The following is a 25,066-nucleotide window of genomic DNA, read 5'->3' as shown; positions in this document are numbered from 1 at the left end:
AAGGTTCAGGCCCATCTGGACAGAGGTGGGTCATTTCACAGTAACGAAGTGGCGTGCAGGCCCGATTTCTGCTCGGATCGGGAAACATGGACGGGGGACAACCACTGTGAGTGAGTTCCCTCTGTCCAGGGCACAACAGGGAATCTGGTTCGCCCAGCAACTCGACCCGAGCGTTCCCCTCAACGTCGCCCAGTATGTGGAGATTCGGGGACACGTCGATGTGGGGTCCCTGGTGGACGCCACCGATCGTGCTTGCCGCGAGCTTCAGTCGGCCTGTGTCAGCCTCGTCGACAAGGGCGACGAGGTTCTGCAGGTGGTGGATGTCGAGATCGATGATGCGATCTCTTACCGCGATCTACGCGGCGTCGGGAATGCAACTGCCGAGGCCCACCGCTGGATGACGGCGGAGTGCAGCCGTCCGCTGGACGTGCTGAAAGACCGGCTGATCGTGGCCACTCTGCTGCACGTCGGCGAAGATCACTACTTCTGGTTCTCCCGCGTCCACCACATCGTCATCGACGGCCACGGCGGCATGGTGCTCACCAACCGTGTGGCCGAGATCTACAGCCACCTCGTGAACGGCACCGAGCCGCCGCCGTCCAAGGCGTTGAGCCTGCGCGAGTTGTACGACGCCGAAGACGCGTACCGATCCACGAGCCGGTTCGAGACGGACGGAAACTATTGGGCCGAGCGCATCGCCGGCCTACCCGACCCCGCCCGTCTCACCGACCGCGAAGCCCCGCCCGTCTCACCCGCATTCCTCCTCGGCGGCACCATCGACGGCGGCGTGTCCGAGCGCATCGGCGACGTTGCCCGACGCTGGAATTCGTCCGACGTCCCCGTCGTCGTCGCCGCGTTCGCCGCCTACCTCGCACGGATGACCGGCACCACCGACATCGTGCTCAGCCTGCCCGTGTCGGCCCGCACCACCGCGGCCACACGGCGCTCGGCCGGCATGGTGTCGAACATCGTCCCGCTGCGCGTGCACGTGGACGCCGCTGTGACCAGCGCGGAACTCGTCCGACGGGTGCAACTCGAACTCACCGGGGCGCTGCGGCACCAGCGCTACCGCTACGAAGACATGCGGCGCGAGCTCCCCGACGGTGGTGCGCGGCTGGGCGGTTTCGGCCCCACCGTGAACCTGATGATCTACCACCAGGAGATCGTGCTCGGAGACGTCGTCGGCGTCTTCCATCCACTCACCAGCGGACCGGTGGATGACCTCGCGCTCAATCTTTACCCATCGGTAACTGGGCGGGGCACCCGCATCGACTTCGAGGCCAACCCCACGCTCTACGAAGAAGCCGAGCTGCGCACTCAGTACCGCCGGTTCCTGAACTTCCTCGAGACGTTCGTCCGCGCCGAGGACGACACCCCGGTCGGGGCATTGCCGATTCTCGACGAGACAGAGCGGGCGCTGGTGCCCTGCGCCGGCCCGCCCGCCGTCCCGCCGGCGACGCTGCCCGAACTGCTTGACGCCGGACTGCGCGATCTAAACGCAATCGCACTGCGGTACGCGGGCGTCGACCTCACCTACGAACAGCTGGACGCGTGGTCGAACCGTCTCGCCCATCGGCTGATCGAGCGCGGAATTGGACCCGAAGACGTGGTGGCCGTAATGCTGCCGCGCTCACCCGAATCGGTGGTGGCGCTGTGGGCCGTCGCCCGTGCGGGCGCGGCCTACCTGCCCGTCGACCCCGGCTACCCGGCCGAGCGGATCGCGTTTATGCTCGCCGACTCCGAGGCCACGGTGGCCTTGGCCGCAGACGCCTCGGTGGTGCCCGCCGGAACGCACTGGATGGAGGTGGCAGACCGGCCCGGCGACCCGTCACCCGTTGCCGAGGCGGATCGTGTCCGCCCGCTGCGCCTCGACCACCCCGCGTACGTGCTCTACACGTCCGGCTCCACCGGAACGCCCAAGGGGGTGACGGTGACGCACCGCGGCCTGACCGGCCTGACCCACGCGCGCGACGGAATCTACGACGTCGACAACTCCGCCCGCGTCGCACACTTCGCCTCCCCGTCATTCGACATCTCCCTGGACGAGCTGCTGCTTGCGTTCACCGCCGGAGCCACGTTGGTGATCGTGCCGCCCGAGGTCTTCGGCGGCGAGATGCTGACGGAGCTACTGCGCACGGAGCATGTGACGCACGCCATACTCACCCCCGCGGTTGTGGCCAGCCTGGTGCCGTCGGACCTACCCGAACTCCGCGTCCTCGACGTGGGCGGCGAGGCGCTGACCGGCGCGCTGGTTGAAGCGTGGGTTCCCGGTCGCCTGATGGTCAACGGCTACGGACCCACCGAGGCCACCGTCACCACCCTGTTCAGCCCACCGCTGGTACCGGGGGAGCCGGTCACGATCGGCCGTCCCGTGCCGGGCACCGAAGCGCTTGTGCTCGATGCCCGACTCCGTCCGGTCCCCGTCGGGGTGGTCGGTGAGCTGTATCTGGCGGGGGAGAGCCTCGCCCGGGGATACCACCGGCGCACCCGGCTGACAGCCGAGCGATTCGTCGCCTACCCGCACGGCGCCGGGTCGCGGATGTACCGCACCGGTGACCGGGTGCGGTGGACCCCCGACCACCAGCTCGAGTTCGTCGGCCGCACCGACACCCAGGTGAAGATCCGCGGCTTCCGGGTGGAACTCGGCGAAATCGACGCCGTGCTCACCGCCGCGCCCGGTGTCGACCACGCCGTCACCGTGGTACACGGTGCCGGAAAGTCCTCGGCCATAGTCGTGTCGTACGTCAGCGGCCCGGCCGACCCGGCGACAGTGCTCGACTTCGCCGCCGCCCGGCTGCCACACCACATGGTGCCGGCCTCGGTGACCGTGCTCGAGCAGATGCCGCTCACCCCCAGCGGCAAGATCGACCGCGCACACCTCCCCGAACCCGTCGTGTCGCCGTCCCGCGCGCCGCAGGGCGAGGTCGAAGAACTCCTGGCCGCGGTGATCGCCGACGTTCTCGGACTCCACTCCGTCGGAGCCCACGCCGACTTCTTCGCGCTGGGCGGAAACTCGCTGTCCGCCACACAGGTCGCCGCGCGGCTCTCTGCCCGGGAATACACGGTCGGGGTGCGCGACCTCTTCGAGGCGCCCACCGTTGCGCTGCTGGCCGCCAGAATGGGCGCTTCGCGTTCGCGTGCGACAACACCGCCGCTGCGCCGTTTTGACGCGGCCGGGGGCGCGACGCCACTCGCACCGGCGCAGCAGCGACTGTGGCTCCTGGCGCAGGCCGCGCCCGAATCGCCCGCCTACAACGTGCCGTTCGTCGTCGAACTCGACGGTGAGCTGGATGCGTCGAGTGTGGCTGCGGCGGTGCGCGACGTCCTCGACCGGCACACGGTGCTGCGCACCGTATACCCCGACACCGACACCGGTCCCGTGCAGGTGGTCACCCCGGTCGCCGTGGACCTGACACCCGTTGGGCTCGAGCCCGACGCACTCGATGCCGCCGTGACAGAACTGGCGGGCCGCGGCTTCGACGTCACCACCGAGACGCCGGTGCGCATCCGCCTCTACCGGCTCGCCCCCACCCGCCACGCCCTCGTCGTGATCGCGCATCACATCGCGATGGACGGTTTGTCGTTCGCGCCGCTCACCCGCGACGTGATCACCGCCTACGAGGCACGTCGCTCCGGCGCCGCGCCGAGCTGGCCCGGGCTCGACGTGCAGTACACCGACTACGCCCGATGGCACCGCGACATCGTGGACGCCGCCGCCCCCGACGACCTCGACTACTGGACCACCCAACTCGACGCTGCGCCCGAGTTGCTGCCGCTGCCCACCGACCGCCCGCGCCTTGCGTCAGGGCTGCACCCCGCAGGGGCGGTACCGCTGGCGTTCGACGCCGACCTGCACCGGTCGGTGGAAGAACTCGCGCGGACACATGATTCGACGCCGTTCATGGTGGTGCACGCCGCACTGGCCGTCACACTGAGCGCGCTGGCGGGCACCGACGACATCGCCACCGGGACAGCGGTATCGGGACGCACCCATCCCTCGCTCGACGCGCTGGTCGGCATGTTCGTGAGCAACGTCGTGCTCCGCACCCGGGTATCCGCGGACCAGACGTTTGCCGACGTGCTGTCGGTCGTTCGCCGCACCGACCTGGACGCCTTCGCGCATTCCGAGACACCGTTCGACCAGGTGGTCGACGCCGTGACGGGCGGGGTGTCGGCGCCGCATCATCCGCTGTTCCAGGTCGCGCTGGCATTCGAGAACACCGCCGCCGAACCCGAACTGAACCTGCCCGGTCTCACCGTGCGCCCGTACGCCGTCCCCGCCCCGGTCGCACGCTTCGATCTGGAACTGGCCCTAGCCGAACGGCATTCACCGGACGGATCTGCCGCCGGGCTGCTCGGTACGGCCACCTACTCCCGCGCACTGTTCGACGACACCACCGTGCACCGCTGGACTCGACTGCTCGACCGGGTGCTGCGGACCATGGTGGCGCGCCCCGACACCCCGGTGCGCACGGTGGACCTGCTCGACCCCGACGACCGGGCCGCACTGGTCCCGCAACACGGACCCGCTGCCGCACCGGCCGTCACCCTGCCCGCGCTGCTGGGCGGCACCGGCATCACAGTCGTGAGCGGTTCCGTCGAGCTCACCCCCGCGGAACTCGACGATCGGGCCAACAGGCTGGCACACCACCTGATCGAGCGCGGCCTCGGCCCCGGCGACGTGGTGGCCGTGCTGCTGCCGCGGTCCGTCGAGTGGGTGACCGCGCTGTGGGCGGTTGCCCGCACCGGTGCGGCGTTCGTGCCCATCGATCCGACGTACCCCGAATCGCGTGTGGCGCACATACTCGCCGACTCCGGGGCGCGGGCGGTACTCACCGACCGCGACATGCAGCACCTCGGCGACAATCCGTCCCCGGTCACCGACGCCCACCGGGTGCGCCCGCTGCGGGTGGACGATCCCGCGTACATCATCTACACCTCCGGGTCGACCGGAACTCCCAAGGGCGTCGTCGTCACCCATCGCGGGCTGTCGAGTCACGCTGCGGCCCTCCGGAAGTCCTACACCGTGGACAGCGGCTCGCGAGTACTGGCGTTCGCGTCGCCGAGCGTCGACGCTTCCGTCCACGAACTGCTGTCGGCGTGCGGTGCGACTCTGGTCCTCGCGCCCACCGACGTCTACGGCGGTGACGAACTGACGGAACTCCTGCAGCGGGAGCGCATCACCCACTGGACCACCACCCCCGCCGTCCTCGCTCTCACCAAGCCCGACGGTCTCGACCATCTGCGCGTCGTCGCGGTGGCCGGGGATGTGTGCCCACCGGAACTGGTGTCGCGGTGGGCGCCCGGCCGCACCCTGCTCAACCTGTACGGGCCCACCGAGGCCACCATCTGGGCCACCGGCACCGGACCACTGTCCGCGGATGACCCGGTGACCATCGGCAGTCCGATCGACGGCATGTCGGTGCTGGTGCTCGACACAGCGTTGCGTCCGGTTCCCGTCGGCACGGTGGGGGAGCTGTATCTGGCCGGGCCGGGCCTCGCCCGCGGATACGTCGGCAGACCCGGGTGGACGGCGGAACGCTTTGTCGCCAACCCGCACGGCGACGGTCGCATGTACCGCACCGGCGACCTCGTCCGCTGGACCGCCTCGCGCCACCTCGAATTCGCCGGACGCGCAGACGATCAGGTCAAGATCCGTGGCTTCCGGGTGGAACTCGGCGAAATCGATGTGCTGCTGGGGGCGGCTCCCGGAGTCGACACGGCGGTCACGATCGCGCGCGACGGCACCCTGCACTCCTACGTCCACGGAACTGACGTGGACACCGACGCGGTGACGGCCTTCGCGTCGCAGCACCTGCCCCGGCACCTGATTCCCGCATCAGTGACCGTCCTCGATCACCTGCCCTTGACGCGGGGAGGGAAGGTGGACCGGGCGGCGTTGCCCGATCCCGTGATCCGGACGGCGGCGTCGAGCCGGGAAGCGCGTACCGCGTCGCAGGAACTGGTGGCCGCCGCCTTCGCGACCGAAATCGGGACCGCGGGCATCGGTCTCGACAACAATTTCTTCGACCTCGGCGGAAACTCGCTGGGAGCAACGCGCCTCGCCGCCCGAGTGGGATCGGTGCTGGGACGCCGGGTCTCGGTGCGCGACATCTTCGACCACCCCACCGTGGCCGAGCTGGCCGCCCACGTGACGGGGGCCGCCGACCGCCCTGCGCTCGTCCCACACGAGACGTCGGGACCGGTGCCGCTGTCGGCGCAGCAGCAGGGACTGTGGCTGGTCAACCAGCGCGACCCCGCCACCGACCCGTACGCCTTGGGATTCGAGGTGGACCTCGACGGCACCCTGGATGCGGACGCGCTGCGGGCCGCTGTCCGGGATGTGCTGCACCGGCATCGGATGCTGCGCACGGTGTTCCCCTCGCTGGACGAGCAGGTGGTGCTCGACGAGGCGGACTTCGTTCTGGACGACGCCGCCACCGGCGGAATCGACCTGACCCGTGACGTCCCGATACGGGTGACGCTGTCGCAGCATGCCCCCGACCGGAACACCGTTGCCATCCTGCTGCACCACATCGCCGTCGACGGACTGTCGCTGCGGCCGCTGCTTCGCGACCTCGCCGTCGCCTACTCCGCGCGCACCGCCGGGCAGGAACCCGACTGGGCGCCACTGCCCGTGGAGTACGCGAGCTACGTGCTGTGGCAGCGAGAGGTTCTCGGAGACACGGAATACCCCGAGAGTCTCGCCGCCCGCCAACTGGCGTATTGGGCAGAGACATTGGACGGACTTCCGGCGGTGTTGCCGTTGCCGTTGGACCGACCGCGGCCAGCCGGTGCGCTGACGCTGGGACACGCAACGTTCGCTGTGGACGCCGAACAGCACCGTGCGCTGGTCCGGTTGGCGCGCGAGCACGACGTGACCCCGTTCATGGTGCTGCACGCAGCCCTCGCGGTGCTGCTGCGTGCCCTGGCCGGCACCGACGACATCGCCGTCGGCACTTCGTCGGGTGGTCGCGCGGATCCGGCACTCGACGATCTGGTCGGCATGTTCGTCGGCACCCTGGCGCTGCGCACCCGGATCGAGCCCGCCGCGAGCTTCGGGGAACTCCTGGAGACGGTGCGAGCAGCAGACCTCGGGGCGTTCGCGCACGCCGACGTGCCCTTCGAACAGGTCGTGCGACAGCAGGGTACGGAATCCGGTCAGCTCGAGCACCCACTGTTCCAGGTGATGCTGGCGTACGAGAACTTCGGTGCAGCCGAGGTGGCACTGCCCGGTCTGGCAGCCCGGGTCCGGGACGTCCAGACCCACGCCAGGCCGTTCGACCTGGACCTGACGGTACGCGAGCAACGCGCGAACGACGGCAGCCCGGACGGGCTGCACGCGGACGTGAACTTCCCGCGTGAACTGTTCGACACCGAGACCATCGACCGGTGGATGGCGTTGCTGCAGCGCATACTCCTCGCCGCCACATCGGATCCGTCGGTCACGGTCGGGAACCTGGACTTGCTCGATCCGGACGAGCACGCCGCACTGGCGCCGCGCGTCGGTCCGGTCGCCGTTCCGGCCGCGACTCTGCCCGAACTCCTCGACGGCAGCCACGACGCGGTAGCGGTGCGGTGCGCCGGCGTCGACGTCACCTATGGCGAGCTGGATGCCCGGGCCAACAGATTGGCCCGGCGACTGATCGCGCGCGGGATCGGACCCGAGGATTTGGTGGCCCTGATGCTGCCGCGGTCTGTCGAGTCGATCGTCGCCGTGTGGGCCGTCACGCGCAGCGGCGCCGCATTCCTCCCGGTGGACCCGGGATATCCGGCCGACCGGATTGCATTCATGCTCCACGACTCCGGTACCACGGTGGCACTGGCCGCCGACGCGTCGTACGTGCCCGAGGGTGTCGTATGGATCGACGTCGCCGACGGCCCGGGTGACGCGGCCGCCGTGACCGACGGTGACCGCGTCCGTCCGCTGCGGGTCGACCATCCGGCGTACGTGCTCTACACGTCCGGCTCCACCGGCACTCCCAAGGGCGTCGTCGTCACCCACCGCGGGCTCGCGCCGCTCGCCGATGCCAATGCAAAACTGGGACTGCTCGATTCGGAGGCACGGGTGGCGCACATCGCGTCGCCGTCGTTCGACCTCTCCATCAACGAGATGCTGCTGGCGTTCACCGCCGGCGCCACCCTGGTGATCGTGCCGCCCGGGGTGCTCACCGGCGACGAACTGGCCGACGTGCTACGCCGCGAACGTGTCACCCACGTGATGGTGACACCGAGTGTGCTGGCGTCACTGGAGCCGTCGTCGGTACCGGACCTACAGGTGATCGACCTGGCCGGCGAAGAACTGCCGTGGGAACTCGCTCAGCGATGGGCGCCCGGTCGCATCGTCGTCAACGGGTACGGGCCGACCGAAACCACCATCGTCAATTTCATGAGTAACCCCCTCACGCCGGGCGGTCCGCTGACCATCGGCGGCCCCATCGAGGGAACCGAAGTGCTGGTGCTGGATTCGCGGCTGCGTCCGGTTCCGGTCGGGGTCACCGGTGAGGTGTACCTGGCGGGGGAGAGCCTCGGCCGCGGCTACCACGGCAGGTCGGGGCTGACGGCGGAGCGGTTCATCGCCTACCCGTCCGGCGACGGCACGCGGATGTACCGTTCCGGCGACCTGGCCCGGTGGACGCCCTCGCACGAACTGGTGATCGTGGGGCGCGCCGACAACCAGGTGAAGGTCCGCGGGTTCCGGGTGGAACTGGGCGAGGTGGACGCCGCACTGCGGGCGGCACCCGGCGTCGAGAGCGCGGTGACGCTCGTGCACGGCACCACGCTGGCGTCGTACGTGACCGGATCGGTGGAACCGACTGAAGTGCAGGCATTCACGGCCGGCGCGCTGCCCCACTACATGGTGCCCGGTTCGGTGACGGTGCTCGACGCGATGCCGCTGACCGCTAACGGCAAGGTGGATCGCGCCGCCCTGCCCGAGCCCGGGTCGACCGTGGGTCGGTCACGGAAGCCGCGCGGTGCCACCGAAGAGGTCGTGGCCCGGGTGATCGCCGACGTGCTCGGCCTACAGTCCATCGATGCCGAGACCGACTTCTTCGCAGTCGGCGCCAGTTCGCTGACCGCCACCACCCTGGCGTCGCGGGTCGGGCATGCACTCGACCGGCCGGTGGGTGTGCGCGACATCTTCGAGGCCCCCACCGTGGCGGCGTTGACATCCCGGCTGCTCCGCAGCCCGTGCGCCTTTTCGGCTGCTCTGACTACCAAAAAGGCGCACGGGCCCCAAGCGCCTCTCGCGCCGGCGCAGGACCGGTTGTGGCTGCTCGACCGGATGAACCCCGGCTCCACCGACTACGTGGTGCCGTTCGCGATGGATCTGAGCGGCGCCGTCGACGTGGACGCACTGGCTGCGGCCGTGCGGGACGTGGTGGACCGCCACGAACCGCTGCGCACCGTGTTCCGGGAGACCGAGACCGGAGCGGTGCAACTGGTCTCCGACATGGCACTCGATCTGACCCCGGTTCCGGTCGACGAGCACAAACTCGACGAGGCGATCACCGCACTGACAACCGAGGGGTTCGATCTCACCCGGGATACGCCGGTTCGGGTCCGGCTCTTCGACCGCGGAACCCACGGTTACACCGTGGCCGTCGCCGCCCATCACATCGTCTTCGACGGACTGTCGGCCGCCCCGCTCGCCCGCGACCTTATGGCGGCGTACCGCGCGCGCCGGGACGGCCATGCTCCCGGCTGGGACGCCCTGCCCGTCCGGTACGGCGACTACGCCCGCTGGCACCGCGACATTGTGGAGGAGGGTGCCGGCCGCGACCTCGCATTCTGGAAGACCGCCCTCGACGGTCTGCCGGAACGGCTGCAGCTACCCACCGATCGGCCGCGTCCGGCGGCGGCCACCACCCCGGATCGCGTCCCGTTCACGGTGGACGCGAGTACCCACCGTGCCGTGGAGGAACTGGCCAGACGGTGCAGCGCCACCCCGTTCATGGTCGTGCACAGCGCGCTGGCCGCCACCCTGGCCGTCCTCACCGGAGTCGACGACATCGCCGTCGGCACGCCGGTGTCCGGTCGCGGAGATCCCGTCCTGGACGATCTGGTGGGCATGTTCGTCGGCACCATCGTTCTGCGCACCCGGGTGGACCCGAGCGTCTCGTTCGCCGACCTCGTCTCCTCCACCCGCGTCGCGGATCTGGCGGCCTTCGCGCACAGCGAGCAGCCGTTCGACCGAGTGGTCGACGCCGTCGCGCCGACTCGCTCCATCACGCATCACCCGCTGTTCCAGGTGATGCTCGCCTACCAGAACTTCACCGAACCGGAGATCCGATTCGACGACGTCACCGTACGCAGTCGCGACACCCCGAGCAGCGTCAGCCGCTACGACCTGGAGATCGAGATTCGGGAACGCCGCGCCGAGGACGGCACCGCAGCCGGACTCGACGGCGTGATCGCCTATCCCACAGAACTGTTCGACCGTGCCACGATCGGCCGGTGGTCGAGACTGCTGCAGCGGTTGCTGCAGGCGGCGGTGGCGGACCCGTCGGTGGCGGTCGGCGATCTCGACGTGCTCGAGCCGTCCGAGGCCGCCGACCTGGTCCCCGCGCGCGGAGAGGTGGCACTCTCACCGGTCACGCTTCCCGAGCTTCTGCGCGGCAACTCCCACGATGTCGCGGTGCGGTGCGGTGACGACGAACTGACCTATCGTCAGCTGGACGAGCGAGCGAACCGGCTGGCGCGCAATCTGATCCGTCGGGGTATCGGACCCGAGGACGCGGTCGCACTGCTGCTGCCGCGGTCGGTCGACTCGGTGGCCGCGGTGTGGGCCGTCGCCCGGACCGGTGCCGCGTCGCTGCCGATCGACCTGGACCATCCCGCCGAACGCACCGCCGGGGTTCTCGCCGCCGCTGGGGTGCGCGTCGCGATCGCGCGCGACACCGAGCACGTGCCCGACGGCATCGTGTGGATCGATGCGAGCGACCGGCAGGAGGATTCGACACCCATCAGCGACGGCGAGCGCGTCCGGCCGCTGTCGGCGAATCACCCCGCGTACGTGGTCTTCACATCCGGTTCGACAGGTGTGCCCAAGGGTGTCGTGGTGACCCACCGCGGCTTCGCGAACCACGCCGCCGAGGTCCGTGCCCGCTACCGAGTGGGGCCCGACTCCCGCGTCCTGCACTTCGCGGCCCCCAGCTTCGACGGCGCCATCCACGAAATTCTGGTGGCCGCCATCGGCGGCGCCACCCTCGTGATCGCCCCACCCGGCGTGGTGGGCGGCGACGAGTTGAAGGCCCTGCTGCTCCGCGAACGCGTCACCCACTGGACCACCACCCCCTCGGTGCCCGCGCTGATGGACCCGGCAGGGTTGGACTCACTCGAGTTCCTGGCCGTGGTGGGGGAGGCGTGCCCACCGGACGTGCTGGAGCGCTGGGCCTCCGGGCACCGGACCGTCGTGGACCTGTACGGCCCCACCGAACACACCGTGTGGGCCACCGGCAGCACCGAGCTGCGGCCCGGCGACCCGATCACCATCGGCCGTCCGATCCGCGGTGCGTCCGCGGTGGTGCTCGACGCCCGTCTTCGGCCGGTGCCGGTGGGTGTGATCGGTGAGCTGTACCTGTCGGGTCCGGCGCTGGCCCGCGGCTACCTCGGTGCACCCGCCCTGACGTCGCAACGATTCGTCGCGAACCCGCACGGATACGGTCGTATGTATCGGTCCGGCGACCTGGTGCGCTGGACCGCGGACCACACCCTCGAGTTCGTCGGCCGCGCCGACAGCCAACTCAAGATCCGCGGATTCCGCGTGGAACTCGGTGAGATCGACGCGGCACTGTGGTCGGCGCCCGGCGTCGACACCGCCGTCACCGTGCTGCACGACGACGTCCTCGCCGCGTACGTCCACGGCACCGTCGAGCTCGACCCCGCAGCATTGCGGGCGTACGTGGCGGAACGACTGCCGCACTACATGGTGCCCGCCACTGTGACCGTGCTCGACGCCGTGCCGCTCACGGTCAACGGCAAGGTGAACCGTGACGCACTGCCCGCACCCGACCTTCCGGCGGCGACCCGGCCCCCGCAGACCCCCGTCGAGCAGACGGTGGCGGACGCAGTGGCAGCCGTCCTCGGGATCCCCGACATCGGAGCCGACGCGGATTTCTTTTCCCTGGGCGGAAATTCGCTGTCCGCGACCCGGGTCGTCTCGCACCTGTCAGCGGTGTCCGGTCTGCGCATCGGTGTGCGCGACCTGTTCGACCGCCCCACCGTCGCCGCGCTGGCCGCCCTGATCGAGGAGGGCGGTGACCAGCGTCCACCGCTCGTCGCCGAGCATGCCGACCGACCGGCGCCGCTCGCCTACGCGCAGCAACGGCTGTGGTTGCTCAACCGGGTCGACCCTCAGTCTCCCGCCTACAACGTGCCGTTCGCCGTCGATATCGACGGCGACCTGGACGTCGCTGCACTGTCTGCCGCCCTGCACGACGTGGTAACCCGGCACGTCGTGCTGCGCACCGTCTTCCCCGACACCGAGACCGGACCCGTGCAGACGGTCGTGCCCGCAACCGTCGACCTCACGCCCACCGAGGACGAGACCGCATTCGCCGCCCGCGGGTTCGACCTCACCACCGAGCCACCACTGCGCGCCGCTCTGTTCGAGGTCGCGCCGCACCGCCACACCCTTGCAGTGGTGCTGCACCACATCGCCGTCGACGGCCTGTCGTTCGGGCCGCTGATCCGGGACGTGGTCGTCGCCTATCACGCGAGGACGTCCGGCCGCGTCCCCGACTGGGCGCCACTTCCCGTCGCCTACACCGATTACGCCCGGTGGCAGCGCCGCGTCCTCGGTGACGCCGCTGACCCCGACAGTCGTATGCGACGCGAACTCGACTACTGGACATCCGCACTCGCCGGACTGCCCACCCTGCTGCCGCTGCCCACCGACCGGCCACGACCCGGCACCGATCGGCTGACCGCCCGACAGGTTCCGTTCGCCGTGCCCGCGGAGTTGCACCGACGCCTGGAAACAGTGGCTCGGCAGCAGAACGCGACGCCCTTCATGGTGCTGCACGCCGCACTCGCCGTCCTGCTGTCCAAGATCACCGGTGCCGACGACCTCGCCATCGGAACACCCACGTCGGGGCGCACCGACCCGGCGCTGGACGATGTGGTCGGCATGTTCGTCGGCACCGTGGCCCTCCGCAGCAGGATCGACCCACGCGCCGGATTCGACGCCCTACTCGCCGCCGTTCGGGAAACGGACCTGGCGGCGTTCGCCCATTCCGAGGTGCCGTTCGACCTGGTCGTTGATGCGGTCGCGCCCACCCGCTCCGTCGGGCATCACCCGCTGTTCCAGGTGATGCTGGCGTACGACAACTTCGAGTCCGTCCCGGCCGTCACGATGTCGGGGCTGGATGTACGCGGCCGCGAACTGGGCACCGGCACCAGCCGCTTCGACCTCGAAGTGTCGGTACGCGAACAGCGCGGCGAAGATGGCGAACCGGTCGGGCTCGACTGCGTATTCGTCTATCCGGCAGAGCTGTTCGATTCCGAGACGGTCGAGCGGTGGGCGGAGCGTCTGCTGCGGGTACTGCGGGCGGTGACCACCGATGTGCAGATGCCGGTGGGGTCGATCGACGTGCTCAGCGAGTCCGAACGCGACGCGAGTGTTTCGGGTATCGACGGTGCACTACCGGAAGCGTCATCGTTGGCGGAACTGTTCGAGCACCGTGCCGCCGAGGATCCCGACGCGGTGGCGATCACGTTCGGTGACACCACGTTGACCTACGGCCACCTGGATCACCGCTCCGCGGAGATGGCCGAGAGCCTGCGGGCGTCCGGCGTGGGAGCCGAAGACCTGGTGGCCCTCGTCCTGCCGCGCTCGGTCGATCTGGTGGTGGCGATGGTCGCGGTGGTCCGCGCCGGCGCCGCATACCTGCCCATCGACGTCGACTACCCCGCCGAACGCATCCGATACCTACTCGACGACGCTGCCCCGGCGGTCGTGATCTCAGAGATGCCGCACGTGAGTGGCAATGTGTCCTCGGGTGCGCCTCGCCGCTCACATGGGGGAGCGGCGTACGTGATCTACACGTCGGGCTCCACCGGGCAGCCGAAGGGCGTGCTGGTCACCCACGCCAACGTGCTGTCGCTGCTCGCCAACACGCGCGAGGACTTCGACTTCGGCCCGGGCGACGTGTGGACGATGTTCCACTCACACGCCTTCGACTTCTCGGTCTGGGAGATGTGGGGCGCCCTCACCACCGGTGGACGGCTCGTGCTGGTCGACCGCTACCTCGCCCGCTCGCCCCGTGAATTCGCCGATCTGCTGGTACGCGAAGGCGTCACCGTCCTCAACCAGACGCCGTCCGCCTTCGGGCAACTCGTCGAGCACCTCGACAGCTCCTCGCTGCGGCTACTGATCTTCGGCGGTGAGGCACTCGACCACACCCTCGTGGCGTCATGGGTCGGCCACCACCCGAACGTGCGCGCGGTCAACATGTTCGGCATCACCGAAACCACGGTGCACGTCACCCGTCACGACCTGCAGTCGGGAGACGAGCACCGGTCCGTGGGCAGGGCGCTGCCGGGACTGCGGACGTACGTCCTGGATGCGTCGCTGCGTCCCGTGCCTCCGGGGACGGTCGGCGACCTGTACGTCTCCGGCGCACAGGTCGCGCGCGGTTACGTGGGTCGGCCCACGCTCACCGCGGAACGGTTCGTCGCCGACCCCTTCACCCCCGGCACGCGCATGTACCGGACGGGCGATCTCGCCCGATACCGCACGAACGGTGAACTCGACCACCTGGGCCGCGCCGACACCCAGGTGGCGGTGCGCGGCTACCGCATCGAGCCGGGAGAGATCGAGGCGACACTTCTGCGGCGTCCCGACGTCGAGCACGCCGCGGTGATGCTGCGCGGCAGTGCCGTCGGCGACCAACTGGTGGCCTACGTGGTGAGCACAGCGGACCCGCGCACACTCCTCGGCTACCTGCGGTCGGTGTTGCCCGAGTACCTGGTGCCGGGCGTGGTGGTGCCCGTCCCGACCTTCCCGCTGACCCCCAACGGGAAATTGGACCGTCACGCCCTGCCCGAACCGACCGTCCTCGCCGTGGACTCCCACGCACCCCACGGGCCGATCGAGGAAGTGGTCGCAGGTGTGTTCGCCGAGCTTCTCGGCGGCATCGAGGTCGGCGCCCGGCAGAGTTTCTTCGACCTGGGCGGCAATTCGTTGATCGCCACCCGGGTGGCCGCCCGGCTCAGCGCCGTCTTCGACACGGACGTGACGGTCCGCGACCTCTTCGAGGTACCCACCGTCGCCGAACTGGCGACGCGGGTGGAGGAGCGGGCCGGGAACGGCCGCCGCCGGCCGCCGTTGGTGCCAGTCACCGCCGGTGAGCAGCTTCCGCTCTCGCCGGCGCAGGAACGGATGTGGATTCTCAACCAGTTCGACACGGGCGCAGCCGGATACAACATTCCGCTCATCGTCCGACTCGACGGCGACCTCGACGTGGACGCATTAGCCGCCGCGGCGCGCGACGTCGTGCAACGCCACCGCACCCTGCGCACCGTGTACCCGCGGACCTCTGACGGTGTGCAGCAGGTGGTGCTCGAGGCCGACGAGATCCCGCTGGACCTCACTGCGATCGCCATTCCCGCCGACGCCGTCGACGCCCACGTCCGGGCCCTCACCGGTGACGGTTTCGACGTGGCCGCCGAGCCGCCGCTGCGCGCGCGCCTCTACCGGACCGCCGCAACCACCCACGTACTCACCCTGGTGGTCCACCACATCGCCGCCGACGCATGGTCGCTGACCCCGCTGATCAGGGATACCCTGGTGGCGTATCGGGCCCGGCTGAGTGGCGTCGGCCCCGAATGGTCCTCGCTGCCCGTGCAATACAGCGACTTCAGCATCTGGCAGCGTCGGATGCTGGCCGAAGACAGCGAGAACACCGAGAACGCACTGTCGAACTACTGGTGTGGTGCCCTGGCAGGGCTGCCCGAACAGGTGACGCTCCCGCCCGACCGTCCCCGCCCCGCCGTCCCGTCGGGGGAGGGAGCCGCCCACGCGGTGGTGGTGGACACCGCGCTGCACGAGTCGCTGACCGCCTTGGCGCGCACCCACCGGGCCACGACGTTCATGGTGTTGCACGCCGCACTCGCGGCGCTGCTCTCCCGGTACACCGGCGGCCCGGACGTCCCCATCGGCACCGCCGTCGCAGGCCGCACCGACCCGCAACTCGACGACGTCGTCGGCATGTTCGCCAGCACCCTGGTTTTGCGGGCAACCGTCGACCCGACCGCCACCTTCGTCGAACTGCTCGCCCACGTACACGAACGTGACATCGCGGCCTACACCCACGCCGACATGCCGTTCGAGACGTTGGTGGAGCTGCTCAACCCGCCGCGATCGGCGTCGCACCACCCGCTGTTCCAGGTGGCACTCTCGATGCAGCGACACCGGCCCGGACACCTCTCCCTGCCCGGGTTGACCGTGACCCCCGTGATCCCCGACGTCGAGCACGCGAACTTCGATCTGCAGCTCACCGTCGCCGAGCCCGGCCCCGGCGAGCCGATGACACTGCACTTCGGCTACAACGCGGAGCTCTACGACCACGCCACCGTGGTCGAGTTCGCAGCGCAGTTGGTGCGGTTCCTCGAGGCGGTCACCGCCGACCCCGACATCTTCGTGGGCGATGTGGACCTGCTGAGCGCGCGCGAGCGTTCCGTCCTGGTCCCCGCTACCGGGCCCCGCACACCGGGCGCGCTGACCTTGCGGGCCATGATCACTCGCGGCGCTCACGTGGCGCCGGATGCCGTGGCAGTCCGCGACTCCGGCACCCAACTGACGTACCGGGAACTCGACGCCCGCTCCGACGTCGTCGCCCGCGAACTGCGCGAATCGGGTGTGCGGCCGGGCGAGTGCGTCGTCTGGTCGGCGCCTCGTTCGGCCGAGTCGGTGGTGAGGTTGTGGGCGATCGCGAAAGCAGGCGCAGCGCCCGTCCTGGTAGACCCGGCTCTGCCCGAAGCCAGGGTGGCCGTGATGAAGGGCATCGCCGACAGCCTGCCGCGGGCGACGGACACGGCGTACGTGGTGTTCACGTCCGGCACCACGGGCACACCCAAAGCCGTGGTGGTGACAGACTCCGGCCTGGGCGCGCTCGACGCGGACGTCGCGTCGCGCTTCGGCGCCGCACCGGGATCGCGGGTGCTGCACCGCGCCGCCGCCGGGTTCGACATGACCCTGCTCGAGGTACTGATCGCAGGTGCGTCCGGGGCCACACTCGTGATTGCCTCCGACACCGAGTTCGCTGGTCCCGCACTGGGTGAGCTGCTTCGCCGCGAACGGATCACCCACGCCTGTGTCACCCCCACCGTTCTCGCGACCGTCGGCGACATCGCGCTGCCCGACCTGGACGTACTGATGGTGGGCGGAGAGCGACTCGGAGCCGAACTGGTCGACCGTTGGGCGCCCGGTCGCCGGCTGATCAACGGATATGGCCCCGCCGAGTCGACGATGTACACCATCGCGACCCGTCCGCTGTCGTCCGGAACGCCGGTGACCATCGGTACACCCATCCCGGGCGTCGCCGCGCTCGTGCTCGACGAGCGGCTACGCGCGGTGCCGGTAGGCGTGCCCGGTGAGCTGTACCTGTCGGGCGGCGCGCTGGCCCGGGGCTACGCCGGACAACCCGGGTTGACGGCGGAACGCTTCGTCGCCGGCCCGGGCGGCACACGCTTGTACCGCACCGGCGACCTGGTGCGCTGGCGCAGCGGTGACGAGCTGGAGTACCTGGGCCGCAACGACAACCAGGTCAAGATCCGAGGCGTCCGCGTCGAACCGAGTGAGATCGACGCCGCCATCGCCCGCGTCGCCGACGTCGACTTCGCGGCCACGATCGTGCGCCCCACACCCACCGGCTCCGACTCGCTCATCTCCTATGTGTTGCCGCAGCACCCAGGCTTCGACGCGGACGGACTACGGCGTCGCCTGGCCGAACTGCTGCCGTCGTACCTGGTACCGACGGCCGTCGTGGTACTCGATTCGCCGCCGCGGACGATCAACGGCAAGCTCGATCTGCGTTCCCTGCCCACGCCCGAACTCGGTGCGGGTGAGCACGAACCGCCCGCCACGGAGACCGAACGTGCCGTGGCCGCGGTCTTCGCCGAAGTCCTCGAACTTCCCGAGGCCGGTCGCGGAGCGCACTTCTTCGATGCGGGTGGCAACTCGCTGCTGGCTACGCAGCTGACGGCCCGGCTTTCGGAGGTGATGGGCCACCCGGTGTCGTTGCGCAGCCTCTTCGCGCACCCGACGATTGCGGAACTGGCCAGCGTCCTCGACGACGTCGTCCCCGAACCGGATCTGCGCCCCGCGCTCATCTCACGGCCTCGTCCGGATCGAATTCCATTGTCGCGCAGCCAGTACCGGATGTGGGTGCTCAACCGTCGCGACCCGTCGTCCGCAGCCTACAACCAGCCCGCGACACTGCGCCTGGACGGGCCACTCGACGTGCCCGCATTGTCGGCGGCGCTTGCGGACGTCGTGTCCCGGCACGAAGTGCTGCGAACCCAGTACCCCGCAGCGGCAGGGGAGTCACCCCACCAGCAGATCCTCTCAGCCCCCGAATTGGACCTCACGCCGCGGGACACACCCCCGGAGTCGGTGGAATCCGTGGTGGCCGCGTTCGCGTCCGAAGGTTTCGACCTCACCTGCGAAATGCCCCTGCGGGTCCGGTTGCTGCAGATCGGCCCCGATTCGCACGTGTTGGCCGTGGTGCTCCACCACATCGCCGCCGACGGGTGGTCGCTCACCCCTCTGATGACCGACGTGCTCACCGCCTACGACGCTCGTCGCGCCGGAGAGGCACCCGACTGGGCGCCGCTGCCTCTGCACTTCGCCGACTACGCCCTCTGGGAGCAGGAACTGCTGCGCAGCGAGTACTCGGCGCGCGGCATCGAGCACTGGCGACGCGCGCTCGACGGTGCCGAGTCGGGTGCCGCACTCCTCCCGGATCGGCGTCGGGGCATCGACGCTTCGGGTGGCGCCGCCGGGGTGGTGACCTTCCGGACCTCCGGCGCGGTCCATCGAGCGGTGCACCGGTTGGCTCACGACCACCGCGCCACGCCGTTCATGGTGCTGCACGCCGCGCTGTCGGTGCTGCTGTCGCGGCTCGGTGCGCAGCACGACGTCACCGTTGCCACCGTGGTCGCCGGCCGCGGCGACCGCATCCTCGACCCACTGGTCGGAATGTTCGTCAACACCCTCGCGCTGCGGGCACAGGTCCAGCCGGATATGCCGTTCACAGGACTGCTGGCCCAGGTGCGCGATTTCGACGTGGATGCGTTCGAGCACGCCGACGTGCCCTTCGAATCGATCGCCGACCTGCTCGGGGGACGCACACCACAGGTCGCGCTGGCAGTGGAGAACCTCGACCTTCCTGCCGTCGACGTGGCCGGCCTTCGCGTAGAAGTTCGGGAAGTCGACACCCGCACAGCGAAATTCGACCTCCACGTGACAGTTCGCGAACACTGGGACGACGAGGAACCCGGCGGTATGGACGGGGCCGTCGCCTACGCCGCCGACCTGTTCGATCGCGGTTCCGCAGCCTCATTGGCGGTCCTTCTGGGGCAGGTGCTGGAAGCTGTCACACTCGATCCGCAGGTGCTGGTGGGGGAGATCGCGCTGACTCCGGCACCACCGCTCACCGGTGGGCCCGCCGACGACCCCCGCACCCTCACCGACATCCTCCTGTCCACCGCTGCCGCGCACCCCGACCGTCCGGCTCTCACCGACGGCACCCGGACACTGTCCTACCGCGAACTGGCCGCGGCGTCGGAACTGCGGGCCGGTCAACTTCGTGCCGAGGGCGCCGGACCCGGGACGGTCGTGCAAATCTGCATGCCGCGCTCGATCGACTTCGTGGTCGAACTCTGGGCCGTCACCCGGACCGGGGCCACCTTCCTGCCGCTCGACCCGACCCATCCCGCCGAACGCCGGGAAGCGATGGTGGTGCAGGCACAGCAGTCGGCGCAACCGTCGGTGGCGTACGTCATCTACACGTCCGGATCGACGGGCGCCGCGAAGGGCGTGGCCGTCACGCACCGCGGACTGGGCGCCCTCGCCGACGAGGCCGTCCGCCGGTACCGAGTACACCCCGAGGCGCGGGTACTGCACGGCTACAACCCCACCTTCGACGCGGCACTGCTCGAGATGCTGCTGGCCTTCCGGTCAGGCGCCTGCCTCGTGGTCGCACCCCCCGACGTCTACGGCGGCGCCGAACTGCAGCAGCTGCTCACCGCTCAGAACGTGACGCATTACCTCTCCACACCCTCCGTCCTGGCGACCCTCGAACCGCGAGAACTGGACGCCCTCCAGGTGGTGGCCGTGGGCGGCGAGGCCTTGGGCCCCGTGCAGGCCGCGGCCTGGAGCGAGGGGCGGCTGATGCTCAACGCCTACGGGCCCACCGAGTCGACGGTGGTCGCCACCCTCGCCGAGGTGGGCGCAGATGTCACCATCGGCACACCCGTCCCCGGTACGACGGCGACGGTCCTGGACGACCGGCTGCGTCCGGTACCACTCGGGGGCGTCGGCGAACTGTATTTGGAGGGACTGGGACTGGCTCTCGGCTACGTCGCGGACCCGGAGCTGACAGCCGCGAACTTCGTTGCCGGACAATCCGGAATCCGCCGTTACCGCACCGGCGACATGGTGCACCGTCGCGCCGACGGCACACTGTCGTACGTCGGTCGCGCCGACCGTCAGGTGAAGGTGCGCGGCATGCGCATCGAGCCCGCCGAGGTGGAAGCCGCACTGCTGGCGCTGCCCGGTCTCACCCAGGCGGTGGTGCTGCTGCACCACGGTCGGCTGGTCGCCTTTGTCACGGGCACGGGCATGGCTGCCGAATCGCTCCGCGCGGAGTTGATCCGGCAACTCCCGTCGCATCTCGTTCCGCAGCGCATCGAGGTGCGCGACAGCCTGCCGCTCACCGCCAACGGCAAACTCGACCTGCAGGTGCTCGAAGCGAGCGACATCGACACCGGCCCCGCGGTCCCACCGCGGACCGCGGCCGGGGAACTGGTGTCAGGGGTGTTCGCCGAAGTGCTCGGAGGTGCGAGCGTCGGTGCCCACAGCAACTTCTTCGACATCGGCGGCGACTCCCTGTCCGCCACCGCGGTGACGGGGCGACTGTCGGCGGCGTTCGGCGTGGACGTACCCGTCAGAGCGCTGTTCGAGCATCCCACCGCCGACGGGATGGCCGTGTGGCTCGGCCAGCGGCACACGGCCGCGACCCGCATTCCACTGGTGCGGCGGGACCCGGACGCCCGGATTCCGCTGTCGCCGGCCCAGCAACGGTTGTGGCTGCTTCACCGCGTCGATCCGAGCGCCTCGATGCACCATCTCGTATTCGTCCATCGTCTCGGCCGCGACATCGACCTGGGCGCTCTGCGGTACGCACTCGCCGACGTCGTGCAGCGGCATGCCGTGCTGCGCACAGTCTTTCCCATGGACGAGGCCGGCCCCCACCAGACGATCGTTCCCGTGGACATCGACCTGCGTCCCGTCCACGGCGCCGACGTGTCCGCCGAGGTCGCGGAATTCGTGCGCCGACCCTTCCTCCTGGAGTCGGATACCCCCCTACGCGTGCAACTGTGGGCCGAAGCCGACGGTGACCACGTGCTCGCCGCCGTCGTGCACCACATCGCGCTGGACGGCGGCTCCATGGACCGGTTGGCTACCGATCTCGAAACTGCTTACACCGCTCGCCGCGGAGGTCACGAACCACGATGGGCGCCGCTTCCCGTCGATTACGCGGATTACAGCGTGTGGCTGCGCGAGGTGCTCGGCGACCCCGCGGGCCCCGGCAGCGTCGCCCGTACTCAGCTCGACTACTGGACCCAGGTGCTCGACGGCATCGACGGCCCGATCGCGTTGCCCACGGACCGTCCGCGGCCCGCCCAACCGAGCCACCAAGGAGCCACCATCGAGCGGACCCTGGACGCCGAAGTGCGTCAACGGTTGTCCGACGTCGCCCGCAGCCAGGGCGTCACGGTGTTCATGGTGCTGCACGCGGCGCTCGCCGTTCTGCTGTCGCGCGAAGGTGGGCACCCCGACGTCGTCACAGGGACCGCCGTTGCCGGACGACCCGACCCCGCACTCGACGCCCTGGTGGGGATGTTCGTCGGCACCGTCGCCCTGCGCACCGAAGTGAACTCCGCTACAAGCTTTGCCGCGCTCCTCGAGCAGGTGCGGACGGTTGACCTCGACGCGTTCGCCCACGCCGACGTGCCGTTCGACGACGTGGTCGCGCGCGTGGCCCCCCGCCGCTCCACCTCGTACAACCCGCTGTTCCAGGTGATGCTCGCGTACCAGCACACAGCGCCGCAGCCGGTCGGTCTGCCCGGAACCGGGATCGAGTCCGCCGGATCCGGCACTGCCACCGCTGAATTCGACCTGGTGTGGGATTTCACGGAATCGGCAGGGGAGCTGACACTGCGGCTGTTGTACGCCACGGATCTGTTCGGCGACTCCACCGCCCAGGCGTTGGCACAGCGCTTCGATCGAATCCTCGACGCAGCCCTGACCGATCCGTCCGAGGTCGTCGGCGACATCGACATCCTCGAGGCGGGCGAACGTGCGGCCCTCGTCAGCGGCCCCGCACGGAACTATCAGCCGAAGACTGTCGCCGAGATCTTCGAGACACAGGTCCGGGCCACCCCGCACGCCGTCGCCGTCGAAGACGACGGAGTGCAGTGGACCTACGAAGAACTGGACGACGTGGCGGAGCGGTGGGCCCGGGCGCTCTCGGACCGTGGCGTCGGACCCGAGGACGTGGTCGCGGTCGCGACCGGTCGCGGCCGACACTGGGTGGCCGCCGTGTGGGCGGTGGCGAAAGCGGGCGCGGTCTGGCTGTCGCTGGACCCGGCACATCCCACCGAGCGTCTGGAATGGATGCTCGCCGACTCCGGTGCCGTGGTCGGGCTGACCGTGTCCGAGCGCGTCGCCGAGCTCCCATCCAGCGTCCCGTGGCTTTCGCCCGTGAGTACTTGTCAACCGCCCGCGGTTAACAAGTACTCACAGGTGGAGGGTGCCGCGTACGTGATCTACACATCCGGCACCACCGGAACGCCGAAGGGCGTTGTGGTACCGCACCGCGGCCTGGTGAATGTGGTTGCCGCACAAGCGCCAGTGCTCGACATCGACCGCGACGTGCGGGTTCTCCAGCTGGCCTCCCCGACCTTCGACGCCTCACTGTTCGAAATGCTCTACGCGCTGTCGTCCGGGGGCAGCCTGGTGATTGCACCCGACTTCAGTTATGCCGGCGATCAGCTGGCCGAGGTGGTGCGCCGGGAGCGCATCACTCATCTCGTCGCGACACCCACCGTGCTGGCCACTCTCGATGCCGGCAGCCTGGGCGACGAAGGGCCCCGGACCGTGGTGTCGGTCGGCGAACGCCTACCTGCCGCGTTGGCGGCGACCTGGGCGTCGCATCATCGGCTCTTCAATGCGTACGGTCCCACGGAATTCACCATCCTGGCGTCGGTCGCCGGACCGCTTGCCCCGGCCGACGTCGAGGACGGCGTCGACATCGGGGACGTGATCGACGCTGCCGCCGCCCTCGTGCTCGACCGGCGGCTGCACCCTGTGCCCGACGGCGTGACAGGCGAGCTCTACCTGTCCGGAACCAGCGTCGCCCGTGGTTACCTCGGGCGGGGTGGTCTCACTGCAACGCAGTTCGTCCCGAACCCGTACGGGAAACCTGGGGACCGGATGTACCGCACCGGAGACCTCGTGCGCCGCAATACACACGGTGCCCTGGACTATCTGGGACGTAATGACGCTCAGGTGCAGCTGCACGGCATCCGCGTCGAACCTGCCGAGGTGGACGTTGCCATGGCCCAACACCCCGACGTCCGGTTCGTGATCACCACACCGGTCGTGGCTCCTGGTGGTCAGCGTGTCCTCGCCTCCTACGTGGTGATGGAGCGGGACTCCACGCTGAACCCCCACAATGTGCGCGAATTCGCCCGCGCGGTCCTGCCCCGGCATCTGGTGCCGTCCGCCGTTGTCGTGCTGGACAGCCTGCCTGTACTACCGTCGGGCAAAGTCGACCGATCCGCGCTTCCCGAGCCCGAATTCGATCCAGACACACCAAGAATGACACCGCCGTCAGGATATCTGGAGACGGTGGTCGCCGAGGTAATGGCCGATGTCATCGGAGTGGATTCCATCGGCGCGGATCAAGATTTCTTCGCGCTGGGCGGTACCTCCATGGGCGCGGTGGCGGCGGCCGACGAACTGCGCGCGAGGCTGGGCGAGGACGTGCCCCTCCAATGGCTCTTTACCGACCCCACCGCCGCGCGACTCGCCAAGCGCATCGAATCCGGCAGCGATTCGTCCGAAGATCCGTTGGCCGCTGTGGTGCGCCTCGGAGGACAGGGCGACGGACCGCCACTGTTCTGCATCCACCCCGCGGCGGGAATCGCGTGGTGCTACACCGGCCTCGCGGAGCATCTCCCCGGGCGTGTGTTGTACGGAGTACAGGCAACCGGTGACACGAACCTGCCCTCGTCCATTGCCGAACTGGCCACTCGCCACATCGACGCCATCCGCGCGGTGCAGCCGGCCGGTCCGTACCACCTGCTCGGCTGGTCGCTGGGCGGCACCGTGGCACAGGAAATCGCCGTGCAACTACACGAAGCGGGCCACGAAGTGGCCACCCTCGCGATGCTCGACACCCTGCTGCCAGAACACCGCGCCGCACTCGTGAACGTCGGCGGCAACGGGCCCGAGCTGAACCTTCCGGCAGAGCTCGGAGCCGCGGTGTCGGCCGATCGGGTGCAGTCGCTGGGCGAACTCCTCATCCGTCTCGAACAGATCGCGTCGACCCATCAACCCCGGCAATTCGACGGCGACGCCGTGTTCTTCACGGCCGCATATGATCTCGATCATCATCCGGAACTCGTTCCGGACTGGCGGCGACACTTCGGCGGTGACATCACCGAACACCGCATCGATGCTGCGCACGCAGACATGGTCGGGCGTGGACCAATTGCCGTGATCGGCCGAAGGCTGCGGGGATCGGGGGGCCACTCCGGACCGTGAAGCAGC

General features: G+C 69.6%; 1 protein-coding gene. It reads left to right on the top strand.

What is annotated here, in order from left to right:
- The first annotated feature begins 106 nt into the window (after positions 1–106).
- Positions 107–25,060, top strand: a complete 24,954-nt coding sequence (locus BLV94_RS17260; RefSeq protein WP_072937457.1) for a non-ribosomal peptide synthetase — start codon at positions 107–109, stop codon at positions 25,058–25,060.
- Positions 25,061–25,066 lie beyond the last annotated feature (6 nt).

The organism is Rhodococcus koreensis, from assembly GCF_900105905.1.
Classification (GTDB): domain Bacteria; phylum Actinomycetota; class Actinomycetes; order Mycobacteriales; family Mycobacteriaceae; genus Rhodococcus_F; species Rhodococcus_F koreensis.
Note: the sequence above shows the minus strand (reverse complement) of the source record. Positions and strands in the feature narration are given on the sequence as shown.